23 protein-coding genes and 1 tRNA gene are annotated in these 25,400 nt (G+C 36.2%); 15 read left to right on the forward strand and 9 right to left on the reverse strand.

What is annotated here, in order from left to right; genetic code table 11:
* Positions 1-100: 100 nt before the first annotated feature.
* The 5 genes from AN34_RS11040 to AN34_RS11060 all read left to right on the forward strand — a co-directional run bounded on the left by AN34_RS11040 (position 101) and on the right by AN34_RS11060 (position 5,608).
* Positions 101-1,717 carry a CTP synthase gene (locus AN34_RS11040; RefSeq protein ID WP_029285321.1) on the forward strand — a complete coding sequence of 539 codons (1,617 nt, stop codon included), beginning with the start codon at positions 101-103 and terminating at the stop codon, positions 1,715-1,717.
* A 20-nt stretch (positions 1,718-1,737) separates the two neighbouring features.
* Positions 1,738-3,540: a membrane protein insertase YidC gene (gene yidC / locus AN34_RS11045; protein WP_029285323.1), complete on the forward strand. Its 1,803-nt coding sequence runs from the start codon at positions 1,738-1,740 to the stop codon at positions 3,538-3,540.
* A 101-nt stretch (positions 3,541-3,641) separates the two neighbouring features.
* Positions 3,642-4,208 (forward strand): outer membrane beta-barrel protein, encoded by a 567-nt coding sequence (locus AN34_RS11050; protein ID WP_029285325.1) that lies wholly within the window; start codon positions 3,642-3,644, stop codon positions 4,206-4,208.
* A gap of 4 nt (positions 4,209-4,212) precedes the next feature.
* A complete protein-coding gene (locus tag AN34_RS11055) occupies positions 4,213-4,929 on the forward strand; it encodes an AcvB/VirJ family lysyl-phosphatidylglycerol hydrolase (protein ID WP_029285327.1) in 717 nt (238 codons plus the stop codon).
* Positions 4,930-4,939: 10 nt separating this feature from the next.
* A complete protein-coding gene (locus AN34_RS11060) occupies positions 4,940-5,608 on the forward strand; it encodes an AcvB/VirJ family lysyl-phosphatidylglycerol hydrolase (RefSeq protein WP_029285329.1) in 669 nt (222 codons plus the stop codon).
* Between the two features lies 1 nt (position 5,609).
* On the opposite strand, the gene AN34_RS11065 is transcribed toward AN34_RS11060, so the two are convergent.
* Complete coding sequence (locus tag AN34_RS11065; protein WP_029285331.1) at positions 5,610-8,201, reverse strand: phosphatidylglycerol lysyltransferase domain-containing protein; 2,592 nt, start codon at positions 8,199-8,201, stop codon at positions 5,610-5,612.
* A gap of 290 nt (positions 8,202-8,491) precedes the next feature.
* Here AN34_RS11065 and AN34_RS11070 point away from each other — a divergent pair, with 290 nt between their 5' ends.
* Together AN34_RS11070 and AN34_RS11075 are read left to right on the forward strand one after the other, a co-directional pair.
* The gene (locus AN34_RS11070; protein WP_029285332.1) at positions 8,492-11,350 is read left to right on the forward strand and encodes a prolyl oligopeptidase family serine peptidase; all 2,859 of its coding nucleotides are present in this window, start codon (positions 8,492-8,494) and stop codon (positions 11,348-11,350) included.
* A gap of 182 nt (positions 11,351-11,532) precedes the next feature.
* Positions 11,533-12,804, forward strand: coding sequence for a nucleoside recognition domain-containing protein (locus AN34_RS11075; RefSeq protein WP_029285334.1), 1,272 nt, complete (start codon positions 11,533-11,535; stop codon positions 12,802-12,804).
* Positions 12,805-12,937: 133 nt separating this feature from the next.
* Here AN34_RS11075 and AN34_RS11080 read toward each other — a convergent pair whose 3' ends face one another.
* The 4 genes from AN34_RS11080 to AN34_RS11095 form a co-directional block, all read right to left on the reverse strand.
* Positions 12,938-13,117 carry a hypothetical protein gene (locus AN34_RS11080; protein WP_132535729.1) on the reverse strand — a complete coding sequence of 60 codons (180 nt, stop codon included), beginning with the start codon at positions 13,115-13,117 and terminating at the stop codon, positions 12,938-12,940.
* 163 nt (positions 13,118-13,280) lie between these two features.
* The gene (locus AN34_RS11085; RefSeq protein WP_029285337.1) at positions 13,281-13,721 is read right to left on the reverse strand and encodes a PaaI family thioesterase; all 441 of its coding nucleotides are present in this window, start codon (positions 13,719-13,721) and stop codon (positions 13,281-13,283) included.
* A gap of 69 nt (positions 13,722-13,790) precedes the next feature.
* A complete protein-coding gene (locus tag AN34_RS11090) occupies positions 13,791-16,241 on the reverse strand; it encodes a TonB-dependent receptor (protein WP_029285339.1) in 2,451 nt (816 codons plus the stop codon).
* A gap of 89 nt (positions 16,242-16,330) precedes the next feature.
* Entirely contained in the window at positions 16,331-17,530 is a 1,200-nt protein-coding gene (locus AN34_RS11095; RefSeq protein ID WP_029285341.1) for a GTP-binding protein, read from the reverse strand.
* Between the two features lie 84 nt (positions 17,531-17,614).
* On the opposite strand from AN34_RS11095, the gene AN34_RS11100 reads away from it, so the two are divergent.
* The 8 genes from AN34_RS11100 to AN34_RS11130 all read left to right on the forward strand — a co-directional run bounded on the left by AN34_RS11100 (position 17,615) and on the right by AN34_RS11130 (position 21,589).
* Positions 17,615-17,995, forward strand: a complete 381-nt coding sequence (locus tag AN34_RS11100) for a MerC domain-containing protein (protein ID WP_029285343.1) — start codon at positions 17,615-17,617, stop codon at positions 17,993-17,995.
* Positions 17,996-18,086: 91 nt separating this feature from the next.
* Positions 18,087-18,239: a hypothetical protein gene (locus AN34_RS21630; RefSeq protein WP_157263286.1), complete on the forward strand. Its 153-nt coding sequence runs from the start codon at positions 18,087-18,089 to the stop codon at positions 18,237-18,239.
* The gene (locus AN34_RS11105) at positions 18,236-18,865 is read left to right on the forward strand and encodes an ABC transporter ATP-binding protein (protein ID WP_029285345.1); all 630 of its coding nucleotides are present in this window, start codon (positions 18,236-18,238) and stop codon (positions 18,863-18,865) included. The genes AN34_RS21630 and AN34_RS11105 overlap by 4 nt, the downstream gene beginning before the upstream one ends.
* On the forward strand, positions 18,862-20,073 hold the full coding sequence (locus tag AN34_RS11110) for an ABC transporter permease (RefSeq protein ID WP_029285347.1): 1,212 nt from the start codon (positions 18,862-18,864) through the stop codon (positions 20,071-20,073). Before AN34_RS11105 ends, AN34_RS11110 begins: the two co-directional genes overlap by 4 nt.
* On the forward strand, positions 20,073-20,513 hold the full coding sequence (locus AN34_RS11115) for a hypothetical protein (RefSeq protein WP_029285349.1): 441 nt from the start codon (positions 20,073-20,075) through the stop codon (positions 20,511-20,513). The genes AN34_RS11110 and AN34_RS11115 overlap by 1 nt, the downstream gene beginning before the upstream one ends.
* Complete coding sequence (locus AN34_RS11120) at positions 20,510-20,959, forward strand: hypothetical protein (protein WP_029285351.1); 450 nt, start codon at positions 20,510-20,512, stop codon at positions 20,957-20,959. The genes AN34_RS11115 and AN34_RS11120 overlap by 4 nt, the downstream gene beginning before the upstream one ends.
* Positions 20,960-20,968: 9 nt before the next feature.
* The gene (locus AN34_RS11125; RefSeq protein WP_029285353.1) at positions 20,969-21,406 is read left to right on the forward strand and encodes a Fur family transcriptional regulator; all 438 of its coding nucleotides are present in this window, start codon (positions 20,969-20,971) and stop codon (positions 21,404-21,406) included.
* A 109-nt stretch (positions 21,407-21,515) separates the two neighbouring features.
* Positions 21,516-21,589: transfer RNA gene (locus AN34_RS11130), tRNA-Arg, on the forward strand.
* Positions 21,590-21,698: 109 nt separating this feature from the next.
* Here the strand turns inward: AN34_RS11130 and AN34_RS11135 are convergent.
* The 4 genes from AN34_RS11135 to AN34_RS11150 all read right to left on the reverse strand — a co-directional run bounded on the left by AN34_RS11135 (position 21,699) and on the right by AN34_RS11150 (position 25,201).
* Positions 21,699-22,697, reverse strand: coding sequence for an HNH endonuclease (locus AN34_RS11135; protein WP_029285355.1), 999 nt, complete (start codon positions 22,695-22,697; stop codon positions 21,699-21,701).
* A 490-nt stretch (positions 22,698-23,187) separates the two neighbouring features.
* Positions 23,188-23,805 (reverse strand): hypothetical protein, encoded by a 618-nt coding sequence (locus tag AN34_RS11140; RefSeq protein WP_029285357.1) that lies wholly within the window; start codon positions 23,803-23,805, stop codon positions 23,188-23,190.
* Positions 23,790-24,131, reverse strand: a complete 342-nt coding sequence (locus tag AN34_RS11145) for an STAS-like domain-containing protein (protein WP_029285359.1) — start codon at positions 24,129-24,131, stop codon at positions 23,790-23,792. Before AN34_RS11145 ends, AN34_RS11140 begins: the two co-directional genes overlap by 16 nt.
* Positions 24,113-25,201 (reverse strand): sensor histidine kinase, encoded by a 1,089-nt coding sequence (locus tag AN34_RS11150; protein ID WP_029285361.1) that lies wholly within the window; start codon positions 25,199-25,201, stop codon positions 24,113-24,115. Before AN34_RS11150 ends, AN34_RS11145 begins: the two co-directional genes overlap by 19 nt.
* Positions 25,202-25,400: the final 199 nt, after the last annotated feature.

A 25,400-nucleotide genomic window follows, 5' to 3' on the forward strand; every position in this document is an offset into this window, starting at 1 on the left:
ATTATCTTTATTTTAAAATGTTTGAAACGAGTAATTTTCGTACCTTTGTATCCCGTACAAAAAGCAGCAATTTTTACATCTGCTGTAAAAAATCACAAACATGACTAAGTATATTTTTGTTACGGGTGGTGTGACTTCCTCTTTGGGTAAGGGCATTATTTCCGCATCTTTAGCTAAACTTTTACAGGCACGTGGCTACCGTGTAACCATTCAAAAATTCGATCCTTACATTAACATCGATCCAGGAACTTTAAATCCATATGAACATGGAGAGTGCTTTGTTACTGAAGATGGTGCTGAAACTGATTTGGACCTTGGTCATTACGAACGTTTTTTAAATGTTCCTACCTCTCAAGCGAATAATATTACTACTGGTCGTATTTATCAAAATGTAATCAGCAAAGAACGTAAAGGAGAATACTTAGGTAAAACTGTTCAGGTTGTACCCCACATTACTGATGAAATTAAGCGTAACATGCGTATTTTAGGTGATAGTGGCGATTACGACATTATAATCACCGAACTTGGTGGTACCGTAGGTGATATTGAATCTCTTCCATTTATTGAAGCTGTTAGACAGTTCAAATGGGAAGAAGGAAGTTCAAATGCGATTGTTATTCATTTAACACTGGTTCCTTACCTGGCAGCTGCAGGTGAATTAAAAACTAAGCCTACACAACACTCTGTTAAGGCATTATTAGAATACGGTATTCAACCAGATATCCTGGTTTGCAGAACAGAACATCACCTTGGATCAGACCTGAGAAAAAAAATCGCATTATTTTGTAACGTTAACATCAATGCAGTAGTCGAATCAATGGATGCATCTACGATATATGATGTGCCTTTGTTGATGTTAAAAGAGCAGTTAGACAAAACAGTTCTGGCAAAATTAAAATTACCAACCAAGAACGATCCTGATATGGAGAGCTGGAAAGATTTTCTGGGTCGTTTAAAAAACCCTACAGCTGAAGTAAAAATTGGTTTAGTAGGTAAATACGTAGAGTTACCAGATGCTTACAAATCAATTATTGAATCTTTCGTTCACGCGGGTTCGAAAAATGAATGTAAAGTTCTGGTAGAATATATTCCTTCAGAAAGCATCTTCCCAGATAACGTGCAAGAAAAACTGGGTCACCTGCAAGGTGTACTGGTAGCGCCGGGCTTTGGAAGTCGTGGTATTGAAGGTAAAATAGATACCATTAAATATGTTCGCGAAAACAATATTCCGTTTTTTGGCATTTGCCTGGGCATGCAATGTGCTGTAATTGAGTATGGCCGCAATGTTTTAGGCCTAAAAGGTGCGCATACTACTGAAATTGATGCTGAAACTGCACATCCGGTAATTAATATGATGGAAGAGCAAAAAAGCATTGTAAACATGGGTGGTACCATGCGCTTAGGTTCTTATCCATGTGATATTAAAAAAGGCACCAAAGCCTTTGGTATCTATGGAAAAGCACATATTAACGAACGCCACCGTCACCGCTTTGAATTTAATAGCAAATACCTAAAACAATATGAAGATGCGGGTATGATTGCATCTGGTATTAACCCTCAAACCAATTTAGTGGAAATTGTAGAGTTGAAAAATCATCCATTTTTTATTGGTGGACAATTTCACCCAGAATTAAAATCAACAGTTGCTAATCCTCACCCACTTTTTGTTAAATTTGTCGCCGCTGCAATGGAGTATGCGAAAAAGAAAACGAATTAAAAGCAGTACAAACACGAATAATGGATAGAAATACCTTTACAGGATTGTTCCTGATTATGATCATCTTAGCAGGATCATTTTACTTTTTAAGGCCAAATGAAGCCGAAGTAAAAAGAGAACAAGCTCGAGTTGACTCTACAAATAGAGCCGATTCATTAAAAAAGATTGGTGCAAACCCAATTCAAAAAGATACAACAAAAACTGCTGCAGTTAATCCGGTTGTAGATTCCCTAGCACTAAAAGGCCCTTTTGGCACAGCGTTAACTGGCACCGAAAGCAATGCTACCTTAGAAAATGAAAATTTGTTAATCACTTTAAGTAATAAAGGTGGGCGAATTTCATCCGTTCAGATTAAAGGTCAAAAAACTTATGCTGGTAAGCCGCTGATCTTGTTTGATGGTAACCAGAATAAATTTGGATTAAACCTAAATGCTGCAGGAAAAATCATTAATACCAATGATTTATACTTTACCCCAACCAAAACAGCTAACATGGTAAGCATGCGTGCCAATTATGGTTCTAACGCTTACATAGAATATGTTTACGATCTAAAAGCATTAAGCAATAAAGTAAACTTTAAAATTAATCTGGTTGGGTTGCAACAAGTAATTGCAGGTAATACGGTTGGTTTAAACTGGCAAACTACCTTATTGCAACAAGAAAAATCAATTGAAAGTGAACACCGTTATTCTGCACCATATTATAAATACGTAGATGGTGATGTAGACCACTTAAGTGTATCAAAGGATGAAAAGGAAGAATTAACTAAAGGTAAAATTCAGTGGTTTTCTTTTAAACAACACTTTTTCTCGGCTTCATTAATTGCTAAGCAACCTTTTGAGAAAGGAAGTTTGGAAGTAAAAATCCCGACCGCACCAGGATTGGTAAAATATTATGATGCCAACATGCAATTGCCTTATGCACATACCGCAGACCAGGCATATGAGATGGAGTTTTATTTCGGAACAAATAAGTTTTCTGCTTTAAAAGATCAGGGTTACGATTTAGAAAAGCAAGTTGATTTAGGTTACTGGCCTTTAAAATACATCAACCGTTTTATTGTACTGCCGGTATTTAATTTCCTTAATAACTTTGGATGGAACTTTGGCTTAATTATCCTGGTACTCACCATTTTATTAAAGGTAGCTTTATCACCACTTACGTATAAGTCATACTTATCAATGGCTAAAATGAGGGTTTTAAAGCCAGAAATGGATGAAATTAAAGCTAAAGTTGGTGAAGATAATCCAACGCTTGTACAACAGGAGTATTTAAAGCTTTATAAAAAGGCCGGAGTAAATCCGTTAGGTGGTTGCTTACCAATGGTTTTACAGTTACCATTGGTAATGGCATTTTTCTTCTTCTTCCCGAATTTATTTGAGTTACGTGGTGAGAGTTTCCTTTGGATGAAAGATTTATCAACTTATGATGAGTTCATTAAATTCGGTGTTAAATTACCATTTATTGGTGATCACTTAAGTTTAATGTGTGTATTGATGACGATCTCTACCCTTATCATGACTTATTTTAACAACCAGACTTCAGGTGCCACAGGTCAAATGAAATACATTGGTTATGTGATGCCAGTAATCTTTTTAGGTGTTTTAAATAGCTATCCAGCTGGTTTAAATTATTATTATTTCTTAGCCAATTTAATGACATTCGGTCAGCAGATCTTAATTCGCAGAATGGTTGATGATGATAAAATTCATGCCCTCATTCAGCAAAATAAGGCAAGACCCGCAGATGAGAAAAAGAAAAAATCTAAATTTCAACAGCGATTAGACGATTACATGCGTCAACAACAACAAGCTAAAAAATAAGAAGAAAGCACCGGAAACGGTGCTTTTTTTTAACCTGTTTTTTAAGATAACATTTTTGTTACCTTTATTTATTATGTTTGCAAAAAATTCCTTTAGTTAACATGAAATCGCTTAAATTTAGCTTAATATTATTGCTTACCCCCTTTTTATTGATTGCACAGGATAAAATGATCAATACTTCAAAATTTGCTTATTCGCCTGCATTTGAACTTTTGAGATCAACACATTGCAACCTATTCTATGCACCATCTTTTAAAGTTAATTATTTGTTTGAGAATGGTTTAGAACCAGGAGCAGGATTGGAATATTCCGCTACGCCAATACACCATGATAATGGCTATACGCTTCACCAACTCCGTTTTATACCTGTTTATGGAAATTTGAAATACAACTTCAGAAATTCAAAAAAAATAAAGCCTTATGCTGAGGCATCTGTAGGCATATCGTTTAATAAATACCATATTGCTGATGATATTTCACCAAATGATATTTCAATTACCAGGGAACAAGGATTATATGTTTACACAGGCTTTGGCGCAAAATATGCCTGGAATTCAAAAATAAGTACGTTTTTAGGGCTTGGGTTTAAAGGTTATAAAATGAGCACCAATGATTTGGATATTAATCCGCATGGTTTATCCTTTATGGTAGGTTTTACTTTCATTTAGCGTTATGAAAAATATTCTATTTCTTTTAGCTGTTTGTTTCTGTTTAAGCAGCTGTGCATTATTTAAACGAGATAGAATCAGCGAGCATAATGCGATCGAAATAACAGACTTTAATCTGCCGGTTTTTCTTTATCCGGCAAAAAAAACGCCTACCAGAAAGCTTTTGATATTTTTTTCTGGTGATGGTGGCTGGATGAAATTTGAAGATAATTTATCAGTTAAATTTGCCGACAGTGGATTTCAAACCATTGGTATCAATGCCCGCAGTTACTTCTGGAAACAGAAAACACCTGAGCAAACCAAACAGGATGTTCTTCAACTGATCAGGAAGTATGCATTTAAATACCATGCCCATCAAATCTATCTATGTGGTTATTCTTTTGGTGCAGATGTAGTACCTTTTATTTATAACCTATTACCTTACCGTGCTAAAAAACATGTTGTGGCATTGGAACTGCTCTCTCCCTACGCTACAACCGATTTTGTTGTTCATTTTTCAGACCTCACCAACATTTCATCTGATCATTACGCCTATAAAGTTGATCAGGAAGTTCAAAAAATTACCATCCCGGTATATTGCTTTTATGGTGTGGAAGAAAATGATAAACATTTGAAAAACGTTTCTACAAATAGTTTTCATCTAGACACCCTGCAGGGCAATCATCATTATGCGGAGAGCAGTTATGATAAAATTGTTTCTACACTGTCTAACCAAAAGTAATTTATCGCTAATGCGCATTTTTTATTTATTTATTTTGCTCTTTATTCCAGGATTAATGTTGGCTCAGGACATGTCAAAGTATCCATTAAGCAGCTCAAGTAAAGGGGCAGCTAAGCCATTGCTATTCTACATTAGCGGAGATGGTGGTATGAACAGTTTTTCGCAAAAATTGGTTGATGAACTGGTTCAAAAAAATTATTCAGTTGTGAGCCTGGATAGCCGGAAATATTTTTGGGAGCAGAAAAGTCCTGATAAAACAGCTCATGATTTTTCAGAAATTATTCAGCACTATTTAAAAGCTTATGGAAAAGAAGAGTTTTCTTTTATAGGTTACTCTTTTGGCGCAGATGCTGTTGCCTTTACCATTCCACGGTTATCAAAAGAATTATTCGATAAGCTAAAATCTTCGGTTTTACTGTCTCCTTCTACCTCCACAGATTTTGTGGTTCGGGTAAGTGATTTAATAGGCTTTGGCAGCAAGGAAGCAAAATATAAAACCATACCCGAGTTATATAAGCATACCAAGCCAGTGCTTTGTATTTTTGGTAAAGATGAGGACAGTGACTTTTACAAATTACTTAAAGACCATAAGAATTTAGAAAAGGTTTTAATACCTGGTTCTCATAAATTTGATAATGATACTAAAAAAGTAATTACTACCATTTTAACAGGCATTTAAGTTAACTACCTTCAGAGATCCGTTTCAAAGCACTGGGCACCTGTAATAGATGGTAATGGTGGCTGTAAACCAAATACTTCTTTTTCCATTGTGGATAAAACTTTTCCTTATACCGACGCAATCCTTTAAACTGGGCAAATACCTTTAAATGATCATATGCGTACTTAATCGTTTTCTGTGTAACATCAACACCATCAATTCCAGACAAGGGTGCCAATCCCATATTTACACTGGTGAAGCCTTGTTCTTTTAGATATAAAAAAGTTTTGGCCAAAAGCATATCCAAAATGCCATTCGGTGCATCTGTTTCTTTTCTAATGAGATCATAGGTAGCTTCTCCAGCGGCATAATCAGGAATCAGGTTTAAAAAAGCATAAATCTTTTCTTCCTGATCTTCGATGGTTAAAATAGTTTGATTTTTTAAAATGCCCTTATCAAAAATGCCTTGCGTAAAAGCCACCTCTTTTTGATTGAGATCTTTAAGCCAGTTATCAGAAACGGTTTGTAATTTTTGCAAAAGTCCTTCTTTTTGTGGTCCGCTATAAACCTTAAAAATAAAGCCTTCACTACTCAATCTGTTGATTGCACTTCTGGTGGTTTTCATTTTACCACCATCAATGGTAAAAGTCTCCAGGTTTAAAACAGCTTCTTCTCCTATCGGGATAAACTTTTTCCCTATCGATTTATAGAATGATAACGATTCTTCGGGAACGCGGTAGTATGCCGCAATAAAGCCAGTTTCTTCACAGCGCTTTTCAAATTGTTTAATCATGGCCAGTTTCTCTGCAGTTGATCCGGCAACAGGATCTTCAAGTACTAAGGCAAAATGGCGGGTAATTTTAAAACTGATAAAGGCAGTCCGACTTTCATTAAAATAAATAAACTTATCTGGATAGGTTTTAAAATAATCCAAAGCCGATGATCCTTTTTGTTGCAATAGGTTTTCAGCATCTTCAAAATCTTCCTGCGTATTGTATGGCTTAAAAAAATAGGGCTTTAGTAAGCTAAATACAATAAATAAAATCACGAGTCCACTGGCACAATAAATGGACTGTTCAAAATGTGATCCAAACCTCGTTAATGGATGTAGCGCCTTATCATCTATAAAAAATATTACTTTTAAAACAGCCTTAACTGAATCTATGAATTGAAATTCAACACCAAAATGCCGTTTATCAATAAAGTAAAAACCAATTACGCCATAGGCAAAAACGGCCAGGATTGCGAATATAAACACTGGATATCCAACCTGCACAAATTTAGGATGCGTTTTAAGCTTGTAATTTGCCCGGGTATAAAACAGAGATGAGAATGCCAATAAAGCCAATATTGCTTCCTCGTAATCTGCGGCCTTAAACAAATGCCCCAAAATAGAGAATAAAGTTAAAGCTACAGCAACGTACCACGCCCTTTTGGATCCTTGTAGCAGAAAGACACTAATCATCACCAGAATTAGCCCAAATATTAAAACGAGCGCATTACTGGTTACCACTAAATCCTCCGGGAAAATATCCCGAACCAAACGCAATCTGGTTGGAATAGCCGGACTAATAGAAGATATGATATTTACTACACCAAGAATGAGAATGATAAATGCAGGGAGGATTCTTAAAACTATACTGTCTTTTTTAGTAATAAAGCTAATGATGCCTCCAATAAGTGGGAGCCAAAATTCAAAAAACCTGAACATTAAGGTAATGGTAGCAGCCGCAATGATTGGAAAACCAAACTGACTCAGAATAAAGGTTAATGAAACTTCTATCGTTCCCAGACCACGAAGAAATGGCGAAGCAATTAACAGAATAACCATTACAATATAGCCGATAATTGCAGCAGGTAAACTGGCATTAAACCCTAAGGCAAGCATACAAATGTACAGGTGAAGAATACCAATACACTCAATTCCGATAGAAATTAATAATGTTAACCAGAAGTGCTTTCTACTGATGCGCTCATCAACCATATCATCTAACACGGTAGATAAAGATGGTCTTAACCTGGAAAGCCACTGATATGCCCAGCCTTTTTTTGAAATGGAGTAAATGGCAACAAATAAAAATGCGGTTAATAAAAGTAGAAATGCAAAACTTAAAATTTCAACCGAGCCTAGTTTGGTCGTTAAAAGCGCTATTCCTAATACCGGTATGGCCACAATAACTACCGAAAGAATACCACAAAAAGCAAATAGTGTAGAGGATAGGTGAATTTTAGATTTAGAAATACCTTCCTCTTCTATTTCTTTGGTAAAGAATATCAGGGATGAGAAACCACCAGCAGGAAGAAAAATGCTGATCAGATTCCGTTTTAAAAAAAGTACAATTGCATTGCGCAATCCCATGGGCACATTTAAGGCTTTAAAACTATGCACATACATTTGCCCCTGGGCTACTATATATAAAACAGTTAATAAAATACCAATACCAATATAGCTGGGTACAGCAGTATTTAATTGCGCTTTGATTTCTAAAATCTCTACATGTTGCCCATGGATAAAAAATACGGCAGTGCAGAGCATAAAAATGGCTAAGAAGAACTGCCAGAAAAACTTGTTATAAACTAACCGGGATAAAAATGACTTCGCTTTATAAATCATAGAATAGGAATCGGATAACAAAACCGTAGAAGGTTCTGCTATGCTTAAATATTTTGCAGATGTAAAACCGGCAAAACACACACATCAATTAATAATTAGCTAGATAATTGTATTTACTTTTTATTGCCTCTAATGTAAAGAGTTTTTTACAAACGTCAATATTAACCGTGATCTTTTATTTCATCAAATTAACTTATTGTAATATTTGGCATACATGTTTCTTAATCAGCCAGAAATTTCCAATTTTAGAACCTTCAAATCAAAACCAACTCACTAATTTATTTTAAAAAATGCAGAAAAGACTATCTATCATTCTATTTTTAGTTGTCAACTTTGCTTATGCACAAAAGAAACCTTTAGATCATACGGTGTATGATACCTGGGAATCAATTGGCCTTAAGCAATTATCAAATAATGGTTCCTGGGCAATGTATGGTGTATTACAGCAAGAAGGTGATGCACAGTTGTACCTGAACAACCTTAAAACCAATGCAAAACTAACAATCCCCAGAGGAATGAATGCACAGTTTAGCAATGATTCAAAATTTGCAGTATTCAATATTCGTCCGTTTAATAAAGATATCCGACAGGCTAAAATTAAAAAGAAAAAGCCAGAGGAAATGCCGAAAGATTCGTTGGGTATTGCCAATCTCATCACCAATACGATTACAAAAATTGCACGTGTAAAATCATTTAAGTTTCCTGAAGAAGGTTCAGGTGTAATGGCCTACCTCACAGAAAAACCCGATACTGCAAAAAAAGTAAGTAAACCTGCTGAGAATAAAGATTCGGCTATGGATTTTATAGCCGATGAACCTGCTGTAAAAGGCAAAACGGATGAAGGAACTGACCTGGTGGTTAAAAACCTCATTACCGGAGCAGATCATACCTTTAAATATGTAACGGATTACGCCATCAGCAAAGATGGTAAGTTAATTGTATTTACCTGTAGTGGATCTAAAAAAGATAAAACAGCACCTCAGGGTGTATTTTTGTTAAATACGGAGAAAGGAACTACGAAAACTTTGATCAAGGGGAAAGGTAGTTTCAAGAACTTCGCCTTTGATGAAGAAAGTGAGCATCTGGCATTTGTAGGCGAACAGAGTCCTGAAAAACAAGAAATCAAAAATTATAATGTCTACTACAACTCTTTAAGTTTAGATACGGCACAAACTATAGTTGATTTTGATATGCCGGGATTACCTGCAAAATGGTCGGTTAATGGTGATGGGAAAGTGACTTTTAGTAAGGATGGAAAAAAATTATTCTTTGGCATCTCCCCTGTTAAAAGCCCAAAAGACACCACCATTGTAGATTTTGAAGTAGCTAAAGTAGACGTTTGGAATTATAAAGATGATTACTTACAACCCATGCAACTTAAAAATATTGATCGGGATAGTAAAAAAAGTTATCTGTCTGTGATTGATGTTTACAGTAGCGATCCTAAAGTAATTCCACTAACCGATTTAACCTTACCAGATGCCAGCCTTATTGCTGAAGGCAATGCAGACGCTGTTCTGGCTACAACAGATTTCGGACATAGAATTGAAGCACAATGGAGTGGTTCAACAGCTAAAGACTATTATTTAGTTGATACCAAAAATGGTCAGCGCAAGAAAATCATTGCTGACCTGAATGGTTATGCTATGGCTTCTCCTGGTGGAAATTATGTGTTGTATTTTGACAGAAAGAACGGCAATTGGTATACCTATAATGTTTCAACTTCAAAAGTAACCGCACTTAATGAAAGTTTAGATGTGAAATTTGTAGACGAAGATAACGATGTTCCTGATCTTCCATCAGCTTATGGAATTGCTACCTGGACGGCAGATGACAAAGCTGTTATTTTAAATGACAGATATGATTTATGGTCCTTTTCACCAGATGGAAAATCAGCACCAAAAAATATTACAGCAGGTTTTGGCAGGGCCAATAAAATTACTTTCCGTTACGAAAGGGTTTTACCGGAGAATAGATTGGAAAGAAATGTAGATTCTAAATTTGTAAAATCCAATGAAGTTATTTGGCTAAATGCTTTTAACAATGTAACTAAAGAAAATGGTTTTTACCGAACCAACGTAGGAACAATAAAGGCACCTGAATTAGTGGTAATGGCTAAATACAAATATTCTGATTTGGCCAAAGCTAAGGATGCTGAAACTTATATTTATGATAAAGCAAGTTATGTAGAATCGCCAAATGTATATGTAACCACTGATTTTAAAACAGAAACGAAATTAACCAATACCAATCCACAGCAACAGAATTACAATTGGGGTACAGCAGAATTGGTAAAATGGACTACCCCAAAAGGTTACCAGGCGGAAGGTATTTTGTATAAACCAGAAAATTTCGACCCCAATAAGAAATATCCGATGATTGCTTATTTCTATGAAAAACTAACGAATGGTTTATATAATTATCAGGCACCTGCCCCTACGCCTTCCCGTCTGAATATTTCATTTTTTGTAAGCAATGGTTACCTTGTTTTTGCGCCAGATATTAGATATGAAAACGGACATCCAGGGCAATCAGCTGTGGAATATATCAACTCCGGCGTAGAAAGCCTTAAGAAAAACAATTGGGTAGATGGAACTAAAATTGGTATTCAGGGTCAAAGTTGGGGCGGTTATCAGGTAGCTTATCTGATTACACAAAACAATATGTATGCTGCTGCATGGGCAGGTGCGCCTGTTGTAAATATGACTTCAGCCTACGGTGGGATTCGTTGGGAAACAGGTATGAATCGCCAGTTTCAATATGAGAAAACCCAAAGTAGAATTGGTGCCACCTTGTGGGAGAAGCCAGAACTATACATAGAAAACTCTCCTTTATTTATGTTTCCTAAAGTTAATACACCAGTAGTGGTAATGGCGAATGATGCAGATGGAGCGGTGCCATGGTATCAGGGCATTGAAATGTTTACAGGCTTACGCCGCTTGGGCAAACCCGTTTGGATGTTAAATTACAACGGCGAAGCGCATAATTTGGTTCAGCGTCAAAACCGTAAGGATATTCAGATCCGTGAGCAGCAATTTTTTGATCACTACCTTAAAGGTACTAAAGCGCCTGTATGGATGACCAATGGAATCCCCGCTACAGAAAAGGGGAAAACCTGGGGTTTCGAATTAACTGACGAGAAACCTTAGTTGAGTACTGAGTCTTGAGTCAAAAGTCCATAGTCTGTATCGCAAAAGCGAGAACACTATGGACTTTTTTTTATTTTTCTGCACTTGGAACTCACTACTCTTAACTACAAACTCCAAACTTCCTTTTATACTTCACTTAAAAAGGGTATTTTCATCCCATTAAATTAAACTAAACAAACCTAATGGCATTAAGTAGAATCTGGTCAGCATTTATAATTGTTGCGATTGTAGTGGCAGGTGTAAAATGTTTCTTTTTCGGACAAAGCGATATTTTCAACTGGATGGTGATTGGTAAGGCCGACGACGCTGCAAATCCTCTTAAGTTAGATGGTATCATTCAAACTTGCTGGGTTTCAGTAGAGCTTTGCCTAAAGCTTATTGGTATATTGGCGCTGTTTATGGGATTAATGAGTATCGCTGAAAAAGCAGGTGGTATCCGTTTATTGTCTAGAATTGTTGGTCCGTTTTTTTCTAAATTATTTCCTGATATTCCAAAAGGTCACCCCTCTATGGGGCACATGATCATGAATTTTTCAGCCAATCTACTTGGCTTGGATAACGCAGCAACCCCATTTGGTTTAAAGGCAATGGAAAGTCTACAAGAACTTAATCCCAATAAGGATACGGCATCCAATGCCCAGATTATGTTTTTATGTTTGCATGCGGCTGGTTTAAGTTTAATCCCCGTAAGTGTTATTGCGATCCGTGCTTCCCAGAATGCTTCAAATCCTACAGATGTTTTTATTCCTTGTTTAATCGTAACGTTTGTTGGTACCATAGCGGCCATGCTTATTGTTTCATTCAGACAGAAAATCAACCTTTTGCAACCTGTTGTAATCGGTTGGATTCTAGGTTTATCGGCTATCATTGCCAGTCTGGTACTTTACATCAGGTCATTGGACGCCACTGGTATTCAGTCTTTTTCTGGTTTATTAAGTAATGGCCTGATCTTATTTATCTTTTTTGTAATAGTGCTTGGTGCATTATACAAAAAGATTGATGTATTTGATGCCTTTATTGATGGGGCAAAGGACGGATTTAAAACTGCAATTAACATTATTCCATATCTGGTGGGTATGCTCGTAGCCATTAGTTTATTGCGTACAAGTGGCACCTTTGATGTAGTCATCAATGGAATTAAAAACATCTTTGTTTATTTGGGAACTGATACCAGATTTGTGGAAGGCTTGCCTACCGCATTAATCAGGCCTTTAAGTGGCGGAGCTGCAAGAGGAATGATGGTAAGCACAATGGAAACCTACGGTGCTGATTCTTTTGCAAGCCGATTATCAGGCATCTTTCAGGGTGCATCAGATACTACCTTTTACGTGGTAGCCGTTTATTTCGGCTCCGTACAAATCAAAAATACCCGTTATGCCATCGGCTCGATGCTACTGGCAGATTTAGTTGGGGTTTGTACCGCAATTGGAATTTGTTATTTGTTTTTTGGATAAAACCTCTGTATCATTTTATGTAAAGAAGCAATTCCTGCTGATCAAGTTAGCACAAAAGGTATAAACCTAAAAAATCCCTGATCTTGCTTTGGTCAGAGATTTTTTAAGTGATGAGCATTTTAAAGTCAGACTTTCAAGAAACTTGTGGTGGAATAGAAATTCTGTTAATAATTTCATCAATGGCATCTGGATCAATAGCAACATTTTTAGAAGCACACCATTTTTCACTTTTATTATCTAACCAGATACAAAATGAATGGTAACCATCTAAAACAACGGCATAAGTTTCATGAAAATCGTCTTGAATGCGCATGCAAAATCCTTTAAAAATCTTGCCTCTCACAATGAATTGCAGGGATGAATAATTTTCTAACATGGCTCATTATATTTTTGGTTAAGATACAACAAGTTACCACGCGAAATGTTTCGCCAGTTTAAAGGAATTAATAAATTATCGCAAAGCAATCAGGAATAAGTTAACCTATGTTTAACATGTTTGAATATCCCCTGGCAATCAGACGTTTTTTAGAAGGCAAAAACACCTCACATTGTAAATTCAAAATCGTCTTTCCCTTTTTAATAATGGAAGTTTCTGCTATGATTTCATCACCTTCTGCCGCTGGAGCAAAGTAATCTATATAATTATTTACGGTGGTATATCGATTATTCAAACCCATGGTGTAAACTGTTGCGCCTATCAAATCATCAATAATTCCAGCCGTTACGCCGCCGTGCAAGATTTGATAGGGATTGGTCATTTCTTTGCGAATGGTATACTGGCAAACCAAAACGCCATTTTCGGCCTTTATAAGTACCGGAGCCAGCCAATTCATATAGTTTGAAGGTGAATTGGTCATCACCTTTCCAATAGACTGCCTTAAAAATCCTAATCTTTGTTCACTTAATGATTCTTCCATATTTCATAAATATAGAAATTACAAAATAATCTTCCATATTGATTTTTAAATCATCACAATCAATATAGATTAGAAAGGAATAATCACTTTAAAACTCACATTCCTGCCCATATTATAAATTCCTGATCTTCCATTTGGTGATGAGTTGTAGTACTCAAAATATTTTAAGCGGTTTAAATGTGATTGATAGGCCACGTTAAATATATTATCAACCTGTATAAAAATATCCATTAACACTTTTCCTTTTCCAGAAAGAATTGCGGAACCGAACCCTGCATTAAATAGCGTATATCCCTTTGTAAAGGTTTCAGTATTATCCAGGGCATAAAATCTATTTTGATTGGCAAAAATAGCTGCATCTACCTTTAGATATGGCTTATTTAGAAAGCCAATCGCTTTTTGAGCAGTTGCTTTCAGTTCTGAACGAATTTGCAGTGGTGGAATAAAAGGTAAATACTTTGCTTCACGGCCGTGCAGATCTAATAGGTCTTGGTTCTTATTTAAGCCAACTACATAAGCCATACTGTTATTAAAACTTAGCCATTTAAATTGAGACGGATGCAAATTGATGCTTACTTCAGCACCATAAAGTTGCGCTTTTGATTGCTGATATTGATAAGTCAGATTTCCTGGAACTAGCACAACCGGATTACCATTTTCATCTGTTAAACGTGATTGATAGATATAATTCTGAATGTGATTATTGAAAACTTCAACACTTAAATCAGCATCTCGAAGATAAGCAATCACACCTAAATCTTGCTGTAAATTAAATTCTGGTTTAAAAGTTCTGTTGCCTAAATAAACAATGTGCGCACCCGGATCAAGTCCGTTAGAGCCAATCTCAGTAATATTTGGAGCCCTGTATCCTCGGGAAATATTTGCCTTAATTAACAGTTTTTCTGAAATGTTATAAGTTAAACCTAAGCTACCAGATAGACCATAATAATTTTTTTCGAATGCTGGAAATTGTAAATCTGCAGCAGCACCCTCACTAACTTTCTCACCAAAGCCTGTTTGTGGATTGGAAGCGACATAGAAATTTTTCCACTCTATATTCCGTTGGTCTGCCCTGAATCCACCAGAAACATCAATCTTTCCAAAAGATTTTCGGGCAAAAAAGAAAGCGCCTACATCAAATAAATTGTAATCTGGGATAGGGAAATCCGTAGCATCCTTACTCCTGTTAGACTGGAACATGCCATTGACACCTATTGTGCTTTGAATCCCAGAAAAATCTGGAAGATTGTATTTGATATCATAATTTAAGGTATTTAGCACGACATATAAACCTGCCTGATCTGGCGCTGTGGGGTGATTATATTCTCGACGAATACTTTGCTGCCCGCCAATCAGCACATTTAAGTCGCTGTTACCCAGCTTAAAATTGCTGGTGTTATAAAACCTAAAATGCTGGATGTGTTGATGTAGTGGATTAATCGCATAGCTATTTAATTGTCCATCAGGAACTATTGGTCGGTTTTTAATATCATCACCATCATCCAGAATCTGCCTGGTAAATTTCCTGGAGAGCGAATCCCTGCTCCCATCCGGAATTTCCATCACATTATCATAATAGGTAATAGCTGTTTTTGAATAACCCCAACTTTTATCAACCCGTGCACTTGCCGATAGATTATATTCCCGAAAGGCTGTTCCATACACTAATCCATCTACTTTATTTCGATAATTGTGTGCGGTTTTTCCACTCGCCCTGAGCGTATATTTCCAATCACTTTTTCTGTAAGTTAACCCCAAAGATGAGGCGATCAGCCCATTATTGCTTTGGTAATTAGTGGTGAAATCACCTCTTAGTTTTTCATCTTCCAGTGTAGGATTCAGTGGAATCATGTTGATTACACCAGCCAATGCATCAGAACCGTACGTTAGGCTTGCCGGGCCCTTTACTACTTCAGCCCTCGATATACCATATTCATCCACTTCAATACCATGTTCGTCTCCCCATTGCTGGCCTTCCTGCCTTAAACCATCATATAAAGTAAGTACTCGATTATAACCTAAACCACGAATAAATGGCTTGGATACATTTGGACCAGTTGTTACTGCTGTTACGCCGGGAATCCCCTTTACAATGGCATCAATTAAATTGGTACTTACATTTTGATCCATTGTCTTTTTGGATAATACGGCAATAGGCACCGGACTTTTACGCAAGGCTGTTGCCCGGTTCACACCAGTGATCACCACATCATTTAAATCAGCTGCCTGGGTTCTAAGGTCAACATTATACCGAAGGCTATCTCCGGTAATTGATACCTTAGCTTTTGCCGATTGATACCCTATCCCTGAAAACTGAATCACTACATCTGCCTTCCCAAACGTATTGAGCTGATAGTCTCCCAAACTATTCGACTTGGTAGATTGGTTGGTACCCATTATTTTAACGTTAATATTTTCTACAGGTTGCTGGCTGCTGGTAATTTTGCCAATAAGCGTTTTCTTTTGTGCAACAGCAGTAAGCATTAATATAAAAAAGAGAATGGTCAGGCTTGATTTCATAAATTAATCATATCTAAAATTAAATTTAGACAAATCTAAATTTAATTTTAAACAGTGCAAATTTTATTTTTAGAAATACACAACAACTATTAAATCACCTGCTCAAAAGGATTGTTAAATAGCATATTATTTCTGTATGCAATTATTTCAGCATCGGTTAGCAAACACTTTTCCAGATCCTCTTTTAATACTTTTGCATCTAATTCTTGCCCAATAAATACCAGTTCTGTTAAACGATCGCCAAATGTTTCATCCCAGTCTCTTAAAATCATTTGTTTATTTTCCAGGTAAACGGCATCACTATTTCTTTCTGCTTCACTCATTGCAGCCCACCAGGTTCCCGCTAATTCTATCCTCAGCGAACCACCCGCTTGTGAAAAATTGATAGCTGCATTGCGCATGGCCGCAATCCAGAACATGCCTTTTGTTCGGATGATGTTTGTCGGGAATTCCTGATTAAGATAATTCCAAAATCGTTCCGGATGAAATGGTTTCTTGGCCGAAAAAACGGTGGAACTAATGCCGTACTCTTCTGTTTCAGGGAGATGAACTTCATCCAGCTCCTTTTTCCATGCAGCACCCGAAGAAGCTAATTCGAAATTGAAAAGTTTAGTGTTTAAGATATCATCCGGGTTGAGTTCGCTAAAAATTGTTTTATGCAACTTCGCCGTTGGATTTAGTTTTTTAATCAAAGCTTCAATTAAACTGGCATCGTGAGCGGTTACTAAATCCAGTTTATTAATGATGATCACATCGGCAAATTCAATCTGATCCGTCAATAGGTTTACAATCGTTCTTTTATCAGCCACATCATCTGCCCAGTTTCTATCCTGCAAAATTTCTGCTGTACCAAAGTCTTTATAAAAATTAAACGCATCCACTACTGTAACCATGGTATCCAGATAGCTAAACCGACTCAAATCGATGTTGGAAGCTTCGTCAACGAAAGAAAAAGTTTGTGCCACCGGAATAGGCTCTGAAATCCCACTGCTTTCAATCAGCAGGTAATCAAATCTGTTTTCTTTGGCCAGTTTCTCCACTTCTAACATTAAATCTTCCCGAAGCGTGCAACAGATGCAACCATTACTCATTTCAACCAGCTTTTCTTCCGTTTTAGATAAGCTGCCTGCATGATCAACCAATTGCGCATCAATATTAATTTCGCTCATGTCATTTACAATTACGGCAACTCTTAATCCCGTTTTATTTTTTAAAATAGAATTTAATAAAGTGGTCTTACCACTTCCTAAAAAACCGCTGAGTACGGTTACTGGTAGTTTATTTATCATATCAATGCAATTAAGTTGCAAATATATTTATAGATTTTATAAATGCAACATAATTGCTTTTATATTTGTTTCTATAAACTCAATATGAAAACCATCAAAGCTTTAAACCTCGATAAAATTGGCATTACTGCATCAACTGCCTGTGCCATACATTGTGCGCTCCTCCCCTTTGTATTAACTTTATTACCTTTTTGGGGACTAGAATTTCTTGCCGATCCTGCGGTAGAAATATCGATGATCTTATTGTCATTAATCATAGGTGCATGGTCTTTAGGTAAATCATACCGAAAAATTCATCACCAAATATTACCTATTATCATTTTGATACTGGGATTCGCCCTTATCTTCATCGGTCATTTTTCGGGCATTGAAATATTAGAGCCTATATTCATTCCTGCGGGTGGTTTAGCCATAGCAGGTGCCCATTTCTGGAATATCAGATTAAGCAAAAGTTGTTCACATTAATTAAGAAAGAATCTTTAGTGTAATGATTTTTTTATAAGCAGCTATGTTAATGCATCATTATTGCAAATGAAAAGAGTCTATATTTGTAGCCATGAATAGAAACATCAAATTGTTATTTATCTCTGCCTTGAGCATCATTTGCATGCTAAATCCTGCCTGCAAGCATGGTACCAACGATGCAAAGGAAATTTATCGCCGTTATGCCATTAAAAATATTCGGTTAATATCATCAAAAAAGTTATGATCAAAATTCAGTCTTTAACTCACCAATATAACCAGGTGCCTAAATTGCAATTTCCCGACTGGGAAATTAAAGATGCAGAGCAATGGCTTTTACTTGGATCATCTGGCAGCGGAAAAAGTACCTTGCTAAATATTATAGCGGGTTTGCTTAAGCCTCAAAGTGGAGAAGTGATTTTGGATGGAACAAGCGTTTATCAACTCTCATCAAAAGAGATGGATCAGTTTAGAGGGCAGAAAATAGGAATCGTTTTTCAAAAACCGCATTTCATTAAAAGCCTGAATATTTACGACAATATAGCCATTGCTTCTTCTCTTGCAGGTTTGCCCATTGATGCAAAACGGATATCACTCCTGCTGGAAACCTTAGGGCTTGCAGGCAAAGCCAAAAAATATGCAGAAGAACTGAGTCAGGGGCAACTTCAACGTGCATCAATTGCAAGAGCCCTGGTTAATCATCCATCAGTGCTTATTGCCGATGAACCGACTTCTAGTCTTGATGATGAGAATGCTGAAAATGTAATTTCATTGTTAACGGAACAGGCTGCCTCCAGCCATGCATCTTTAATTGTGGCGACACATGATAACAGAGTGAGAAACCGCCTTAGCAAAGAATATCTATTATCATGAATATATTAAAATTAAGTGCAAAAAACTTATCCAGAAATAAACTTACCACCGTTTTAAATATCGTATTGGTAGCGTTTGGTGTAGGTATTTTATCTATACTTTTTCTGGCTTCCACGCAAATTGGTGATAAATTAGAAAGCAACTCAAAGGACATTGATCTGGTGGTTGGCGCCAAAGGAAGTCCCTTACAACTCATTTTAAGTAGTATTTACCACATCGATTTTCCAACGGGGAATATTCCGGCAAAGGATGCGCAAGCATTAATGCAAAACCCAATGGTTAAACGGGCAGTTCCACTTGCGCTTGGCGATAATTATCAGGGTTACCGGATTGTGGGTACAGATTCTTCCTTTACAGGTTTATATGGTTTAAAAGTAGCTAAAGGAAGTTTCTGGAATAAAGACCTGGAGGCCACTATTGGCAGCGCTGTAGCGGCAGAGTCTAAGCTGAAAGTAGGCGATCATTTTTTTGGTGCGCATGGTTTAAGTAATTCTGATGATGAGCATAAACAACATGCTTATATCGTGAAAGGTATACTGGCACCACAAGGTAACGTAACCGATAACCTGATCTTAACCAATATTGGCAGCGTTTATAAAATGCATGAGCCGAGTCACGAAGCGGATAAACATCACCATGGTGAGGATGAAAAGGAAATCAATAATCGTGAAATTACATCCTTATTGATTCAATATCGCTCGCCGATGTCGGTCGTGATCTTTCCTAGAATGGTTAATCAAAGTACGAATATGCAAGCTGCCTCTCCAGCCATGGAAAGCGCCAGGTTGTTTTCGTTGATTGGCGTAGGTATTGAAACACTGAAATGGTTTGCCATCCTGATCATGGCAATATCTGCATTGAGCGTTTTTATCAGTTTATTCAATTCCATGAAAGAGAAAAAGTATGACCTGGCCATTATGCGTTGCCTGGGTGCATCAAAAGCTAAAGTATTTTTTCTAGTGATGTTGGAGGGATTAATGATTACTGTAACTGGTGCTTTAATTGGTTTAGCTATTGGCCATCTTGCCTTAATGCTCATTGGCCATTTTCAGGAATCTTCTCAGGCCAGACTTACCGGTTATTATTTCTTAACGGATGAACTCTACCTAATTGGCGCTGGCCTGGTGATTGGCATTATTGCCTCAATTATTCCAGCGGTTCAAACCTATAAAGTTGATATTGCAAGTACCCTTTCAAAAGATAAATAATGAAATATATTTTATTGATCTTACTCTTTTTTTACAGCTTTACACTTGTGCACGCACAGGTGAAAGTGCATAAGGACATGCGTACGCCTACCTGGAATTTGATTGGGTTACGTTATGATAAACAGGTTGAACCATTAAAATGGGTCAGTATCTTTCCTCCTGAACTGATGGCTTTAAACAATAAGGTGATTGAATTGCCTGGCTTTATTTACCCCACCAAGGTGGGTGCTAAATTTTCAGAGTTCATGCTTTCTATTGTACCTATAGAATCTTGTCCGTTTTGTGGCAGTGGTGATATTCCTTCGATGATAGAGGTGAAAATGGCTTCCGCTATTCCTTTTACAGATAAGCCGATTAAAATACAGGGCAAATTTGTGATCAATAACTCCGGAGACAACCGTTCTGATTTCTTTTTACTTGGCGCTAAACAAATACCATGAGCAAGCTTCCCCTTATTCTACTCTTTTTTTGCGCTCACCTGTGTTTTTCGCAACAGAAACCTCACCGACCAGGTGATGAGCTGAGGTCGTTGAACTGGGATGTAATTGGTTCTGTTAAATTTGAGCTGAATGGTAAAAATGAACTTCTGCCTATTTACGGCCCGACTATCAATCGTTTTAAAGATGCGGAGTTTGATTTAACGGGCTACATGATTCCGATTAAAAGCGGGAAGAAACAGCAAAAATTCTTGCTGGCTACCTTACCCATTAATCAGTGTTACTTTTGCGGACAAAATGGTGTCCCGATTATGATTATGGTGGAATTGAGCAATGCTGCAGATTTTACAGATAAACCCGTTCGGGTTAAAGGGATTTTGAAACTTGCCAATACCAATGCGAGTTATGAACCGCCGGTATCCATTAAGAATGCCAAAGTAATTATTTAAATTTACAACATGAACCAGAATAAAAATCAGCAATACGAAGATCTTCTAGTTAAAAACGGACTGAAAAGAACTGGCGCTCGCTTACAGGTTTTGGATATTTTATCACACCGTGATTCTGCAACCTCACAACCCTATCTGGAAAACGTGATCGGTAAAGAAATTGACCGGGTAACGCTTTACCGCATTTTAAAAACTTTTGAAGAGAAGGGAATTATTCACCGGGTACTGGATAATCATGGTACTGCGAATTATGCGATCTGCTCTAATTCTTGCTCGGAGCATAACCACCATGATGAGCATGTGCATTTTAATTGTAACAACTGTTTACGGGTATATTGCCTTGATGAGGTGAAGATTCCGGCACTAAAAATAGCAAAAGGGTTCAAAGTAGACGATATGAACCTGATTGTTTCGGGTATTTGTAAAGAATGTAACCAGGCTAATTAATTAGTTATGAAATGGTTATTTGGCTGAAAGGAAAATCATTGAAAATTCTTTAAAATATATTTTCGCTTTATAGATAGAACTTCTATATTTGCAGCTCATTAAAAAATGAGCCTCGGTAGCTCAGCTGGATAGAGCGTCGGTTTTCTAAACCGAGGGTCAGGGGTTCGAGTCCCTTCCGGGGTACATTTAAAGGTCTTTAGTTTACTAAAGGCCTTTTTTTATGGATGAGATTTTCTACTATTTGGTCATTACACTAAACAGAGGATAAATATAGAATTGTATGAATTCCGTGTTAATCTGCTTTATTATCTTCAAGTAACTCAGGTTTAATGAGTTTTTTATATGAAAATGTTATTGAATGCGGCTCATTAACCTTTTTTTCATTTGACGTTGTGTCAAGATTAAATTTTTGATACGGTCCGTAAGTGTCAAAATATGAATTGTCTACTAAGAGCGGAAATAAAGGAAACGATATCTGCTGTCCATTTAGATGATTATCCGTCTTACAAAATGGCAGGCACATCTGAAATACATAATTTCCATAATAGACCACAACGTGCTTTGAGGGGATCAGCTCATCAACTGTTTTTTTCTTTGTATACAATTGGACGAATGGTTTAGGATATTTGGGAGGGCCAGGTAAAAAGTAGCCCTTTACTTTCAAAAGTTCATTACCTTCTATTCCATTGCCATATTTATCTGCGAAAATGAAAGATATAGTAGATTTGTAATCCTCAAGATCTTCTTCCTTTAAAAGGCAGATCCCAATTTTAAGAATAACTTTAGCTATATGTAAGGGTACATAAGACGGCCTAACGGTTTTAATAAATAGTTTGTTGTTCTTTTCATCAAAGCTGACCTCATCGTGTCCTTCAACAAAACCCATTTTTAGGCTCTTTTCACCTAATTCAATAGTAAATCCTGTCTTTTTATCTCTGAATTTAGGAACTTTATGCTTACCCTGCCCAGGAATTTGGGAGATAGTCCTTGAAGCCCCGATATAATTGGCGAATGAACTTTCATATTGGCTGAATAGCTCATTACAGGCATCGCATTCAAAATAAGAAAGCAATTTTTTGTTGCCCATAAATTGGGGAATAACATGGGCATCTTTTTTAAAAGTAACAATTGGCTCCTTCTTATTGCAGAACCTACAACATCTAGGGATAGTCTTTGTGCCTAAGTAATATTTTTCTGTAGTGTCGCCGACTATGTTTTCAAAATCATAGAGGGTAAAGAAATTCTCTGCTCTGCCCGAATTTAGCTCATCTAGCTCAAAACTTATTTTCATTTTTATCGATGGTTAATTTATATAGGTAATATAATTAAAATATTAATTATAGGATTTATTTTGCCATAGTTTTTTTGACAACCCCCCAACAGCTTGTCAACTTTCAAAAATCTGAGAACCAACCTTTGACGTGAATTTAAATCATGTCACTATGAAAAAAAAGATTATATATCTAGACAAAAATTTACGTAGACCGAATACTGCATCAAATAAAAAAGTAAGGCATATTAACCTTCCCCCCTAATGGTTGGTGTTCTCACCAACTACTTTTTAATATTTCACTACAAAGTATGTCTGGCTCAAACCCTGCTATAAATAAACAAAAAACCGCTTCGAAATTATTCGAAGCGGCTTAATTACTTAACCTATTGTTGCTAAACACTATTTTTTAGCAGCAGCTTTTTTAGCTTTGTGGTGGTGTTTTTGTTTTTTATGTTGTAGGTAGTTTATGTAACAATTCTACATTGACCGTTATTTTGTATTGTTAACATCAACTTTGAATAACAAACAATTGATACTTTGCAAGTTCATCTTTAACTGCACTAAGCAACTGTTCAATTTCAATTATACGAACGTCTGTATAAACATAGTTGCCAACTTGAACTTGTACGGGCTCTATTTGGCCAGGAGAAATTGAAGGATAAGCTGGGTAGCTTGTCATTAGATCCTTGATGTCATTAATCTTTGAAAAAATGGTAGTTTGGTAGCGAGTATTTGTTTCAATAGTTCTTGATTCAGTGATCAAAAATAGTATACTCGTATTCATCAAATTGCATTGTTTGATTGACGATGTTACTTTAATTAGAGGTATATTATTAGAGTAAAGAACTTCAAGCATGGTGTCTACATGTTTAGAAAAGTCAGTGATCCTAGATAAAATTATTTCTCTTTCATTCTGATTCAAATCTCTTGCTGTTTCGATAATACTTGAAACCCAGTATGCTAATAAAGCTGTAACTATTAATGTTAATAACCCTATAATTGCCGCAACAACATCGATTTCATATTTAAAAGCAAATTTTTGATGGTATTTGAAAACATAACCAATAAACAAGATTGTTATAGTGGAAATTATAGTAATAATTACGGTAATTAAAGTTTTTCCCATTGCGAAGCCCTTTGGAGGTACTTATTAATATCGTCAATAAGGAAGGGTTCCTCGTATGAGATAAAACTAAGTCGCTTAGACAGTTGTTCATATGGAATATGATTATTCCTTATCAATCCACCAAACATCTCTTCTAAAAATGAAGTGCCATAACCTAAAACACCATCTAAATCTATAATAAGCTTTTTATCTTCATCAATGGCCTGCTTGACTAAGATTAAAAGTTGTTTCCTATAAAGTTCTCCAGAATTATCCCCCTCCTCAATTTTACGAGGTCCGGGTTTACGGGTGAATTGCCTTGCAAATTTTATATTAATGGTATCCATGGATGTGTAAGTGTATTTTTATTGATTTCCCAATATACAAATGTACCATTAAAATTGATATCCATTGTTCGATAGACATCATTTTCGACAGATACAAATACGTCATTAGTAATGATAGATAGAGAACTAATATAATTTCTATCATAGGCATTCATAATAGCTGGCAGTCCATTACCACGAAAATAGTTGTTAGTTGCAGTTTGATGCATTTCTCCATTTAAAATTTTATGTAATATTTCTGCATTATTTTGAAGATAAGAACTTACCATATTGAACCACTTTTTAAAAATATTACTCTCTTCTTTTAATCTAAGGCTTTCAAAGACTCCAATACCATAATCAATAAATGAGAATGTTACTTTTTCATCATGAATGTTTATTGATAGCCACCAATCCTTTGTACCAATCTGGTTCGGATTTGCATGATTATGACAATTATGCATCAACTCAATTAAAACCCGATAAAGACCTTTCAAAGTTCGCTTTTCTCCAAACAGTTTTGGTGTAATATCTTCCATTATACTTTCTGCTAAATCACTGCTTACCTTTGTCCATCCGGTAGTTAGCATTTTATTATTACGACCCTTGAGATAATATTGACCTAATTCACTCTTTTTATATAGGCTTTCTATAAAACCTGATTGAATAACAATTTTTTTAGCTAAACGATTCAAAGGAAAAGAACCATTAAAATTAATAGAGTTCTCTTGAAACTTTATCATTATAGACAGCAAAACAACCAAAGCATCATGATCAATACTTTCAACTTGTTCCATTGAAATAAATACTCCTCTTTTCTTATCGTATTCCTGCTGAATTCTAGAAATAAAAACACACATTTCAATGGTATTTCTTAACATCGAAAAGACCTTCGGCGCTAAGATAGCTTTTAATCTATTTCGAAGTTGTTTTGGATAATTTCCGGTTTTAAATCGTTTAACATTGACGAAAGGGTTTTGTTTCGCAATATTCCTAAGCCTTTTTATTCTTTTAAACCGTAATTTAGATCGTTCAGCCTTTCGTTGCGTAGAATGAAGCCTTGTGTATTGTTTGCGCTTGTTTGTTGACACTCGAGAGGATTAAATTAAGTGTACAATATAGCTATTTCTTATCGGTTAACAATATTATAAGCTAAAGCTCTGTATCAACGTCCTACCTAAGGTAGGATCTAAAATATTTAGAAAGATCACATTCATTAGTATTTAATTTATGAACCTAAGAAACCACTGATTTTGGCTATCAGGCAATTGGGATTTACTAAGTGTAAGC

It is taken from the genome of Pedobacter sp. R20-19 (assembly GCF_000708265.2).
In the GTDB taxonomy this organism is placed as follows: domain Bacteria; phylum Bacteroidota; class Bacteroidia; order Sphingobacteriales; family Sphingobacteriaceae; genus Pedobacter.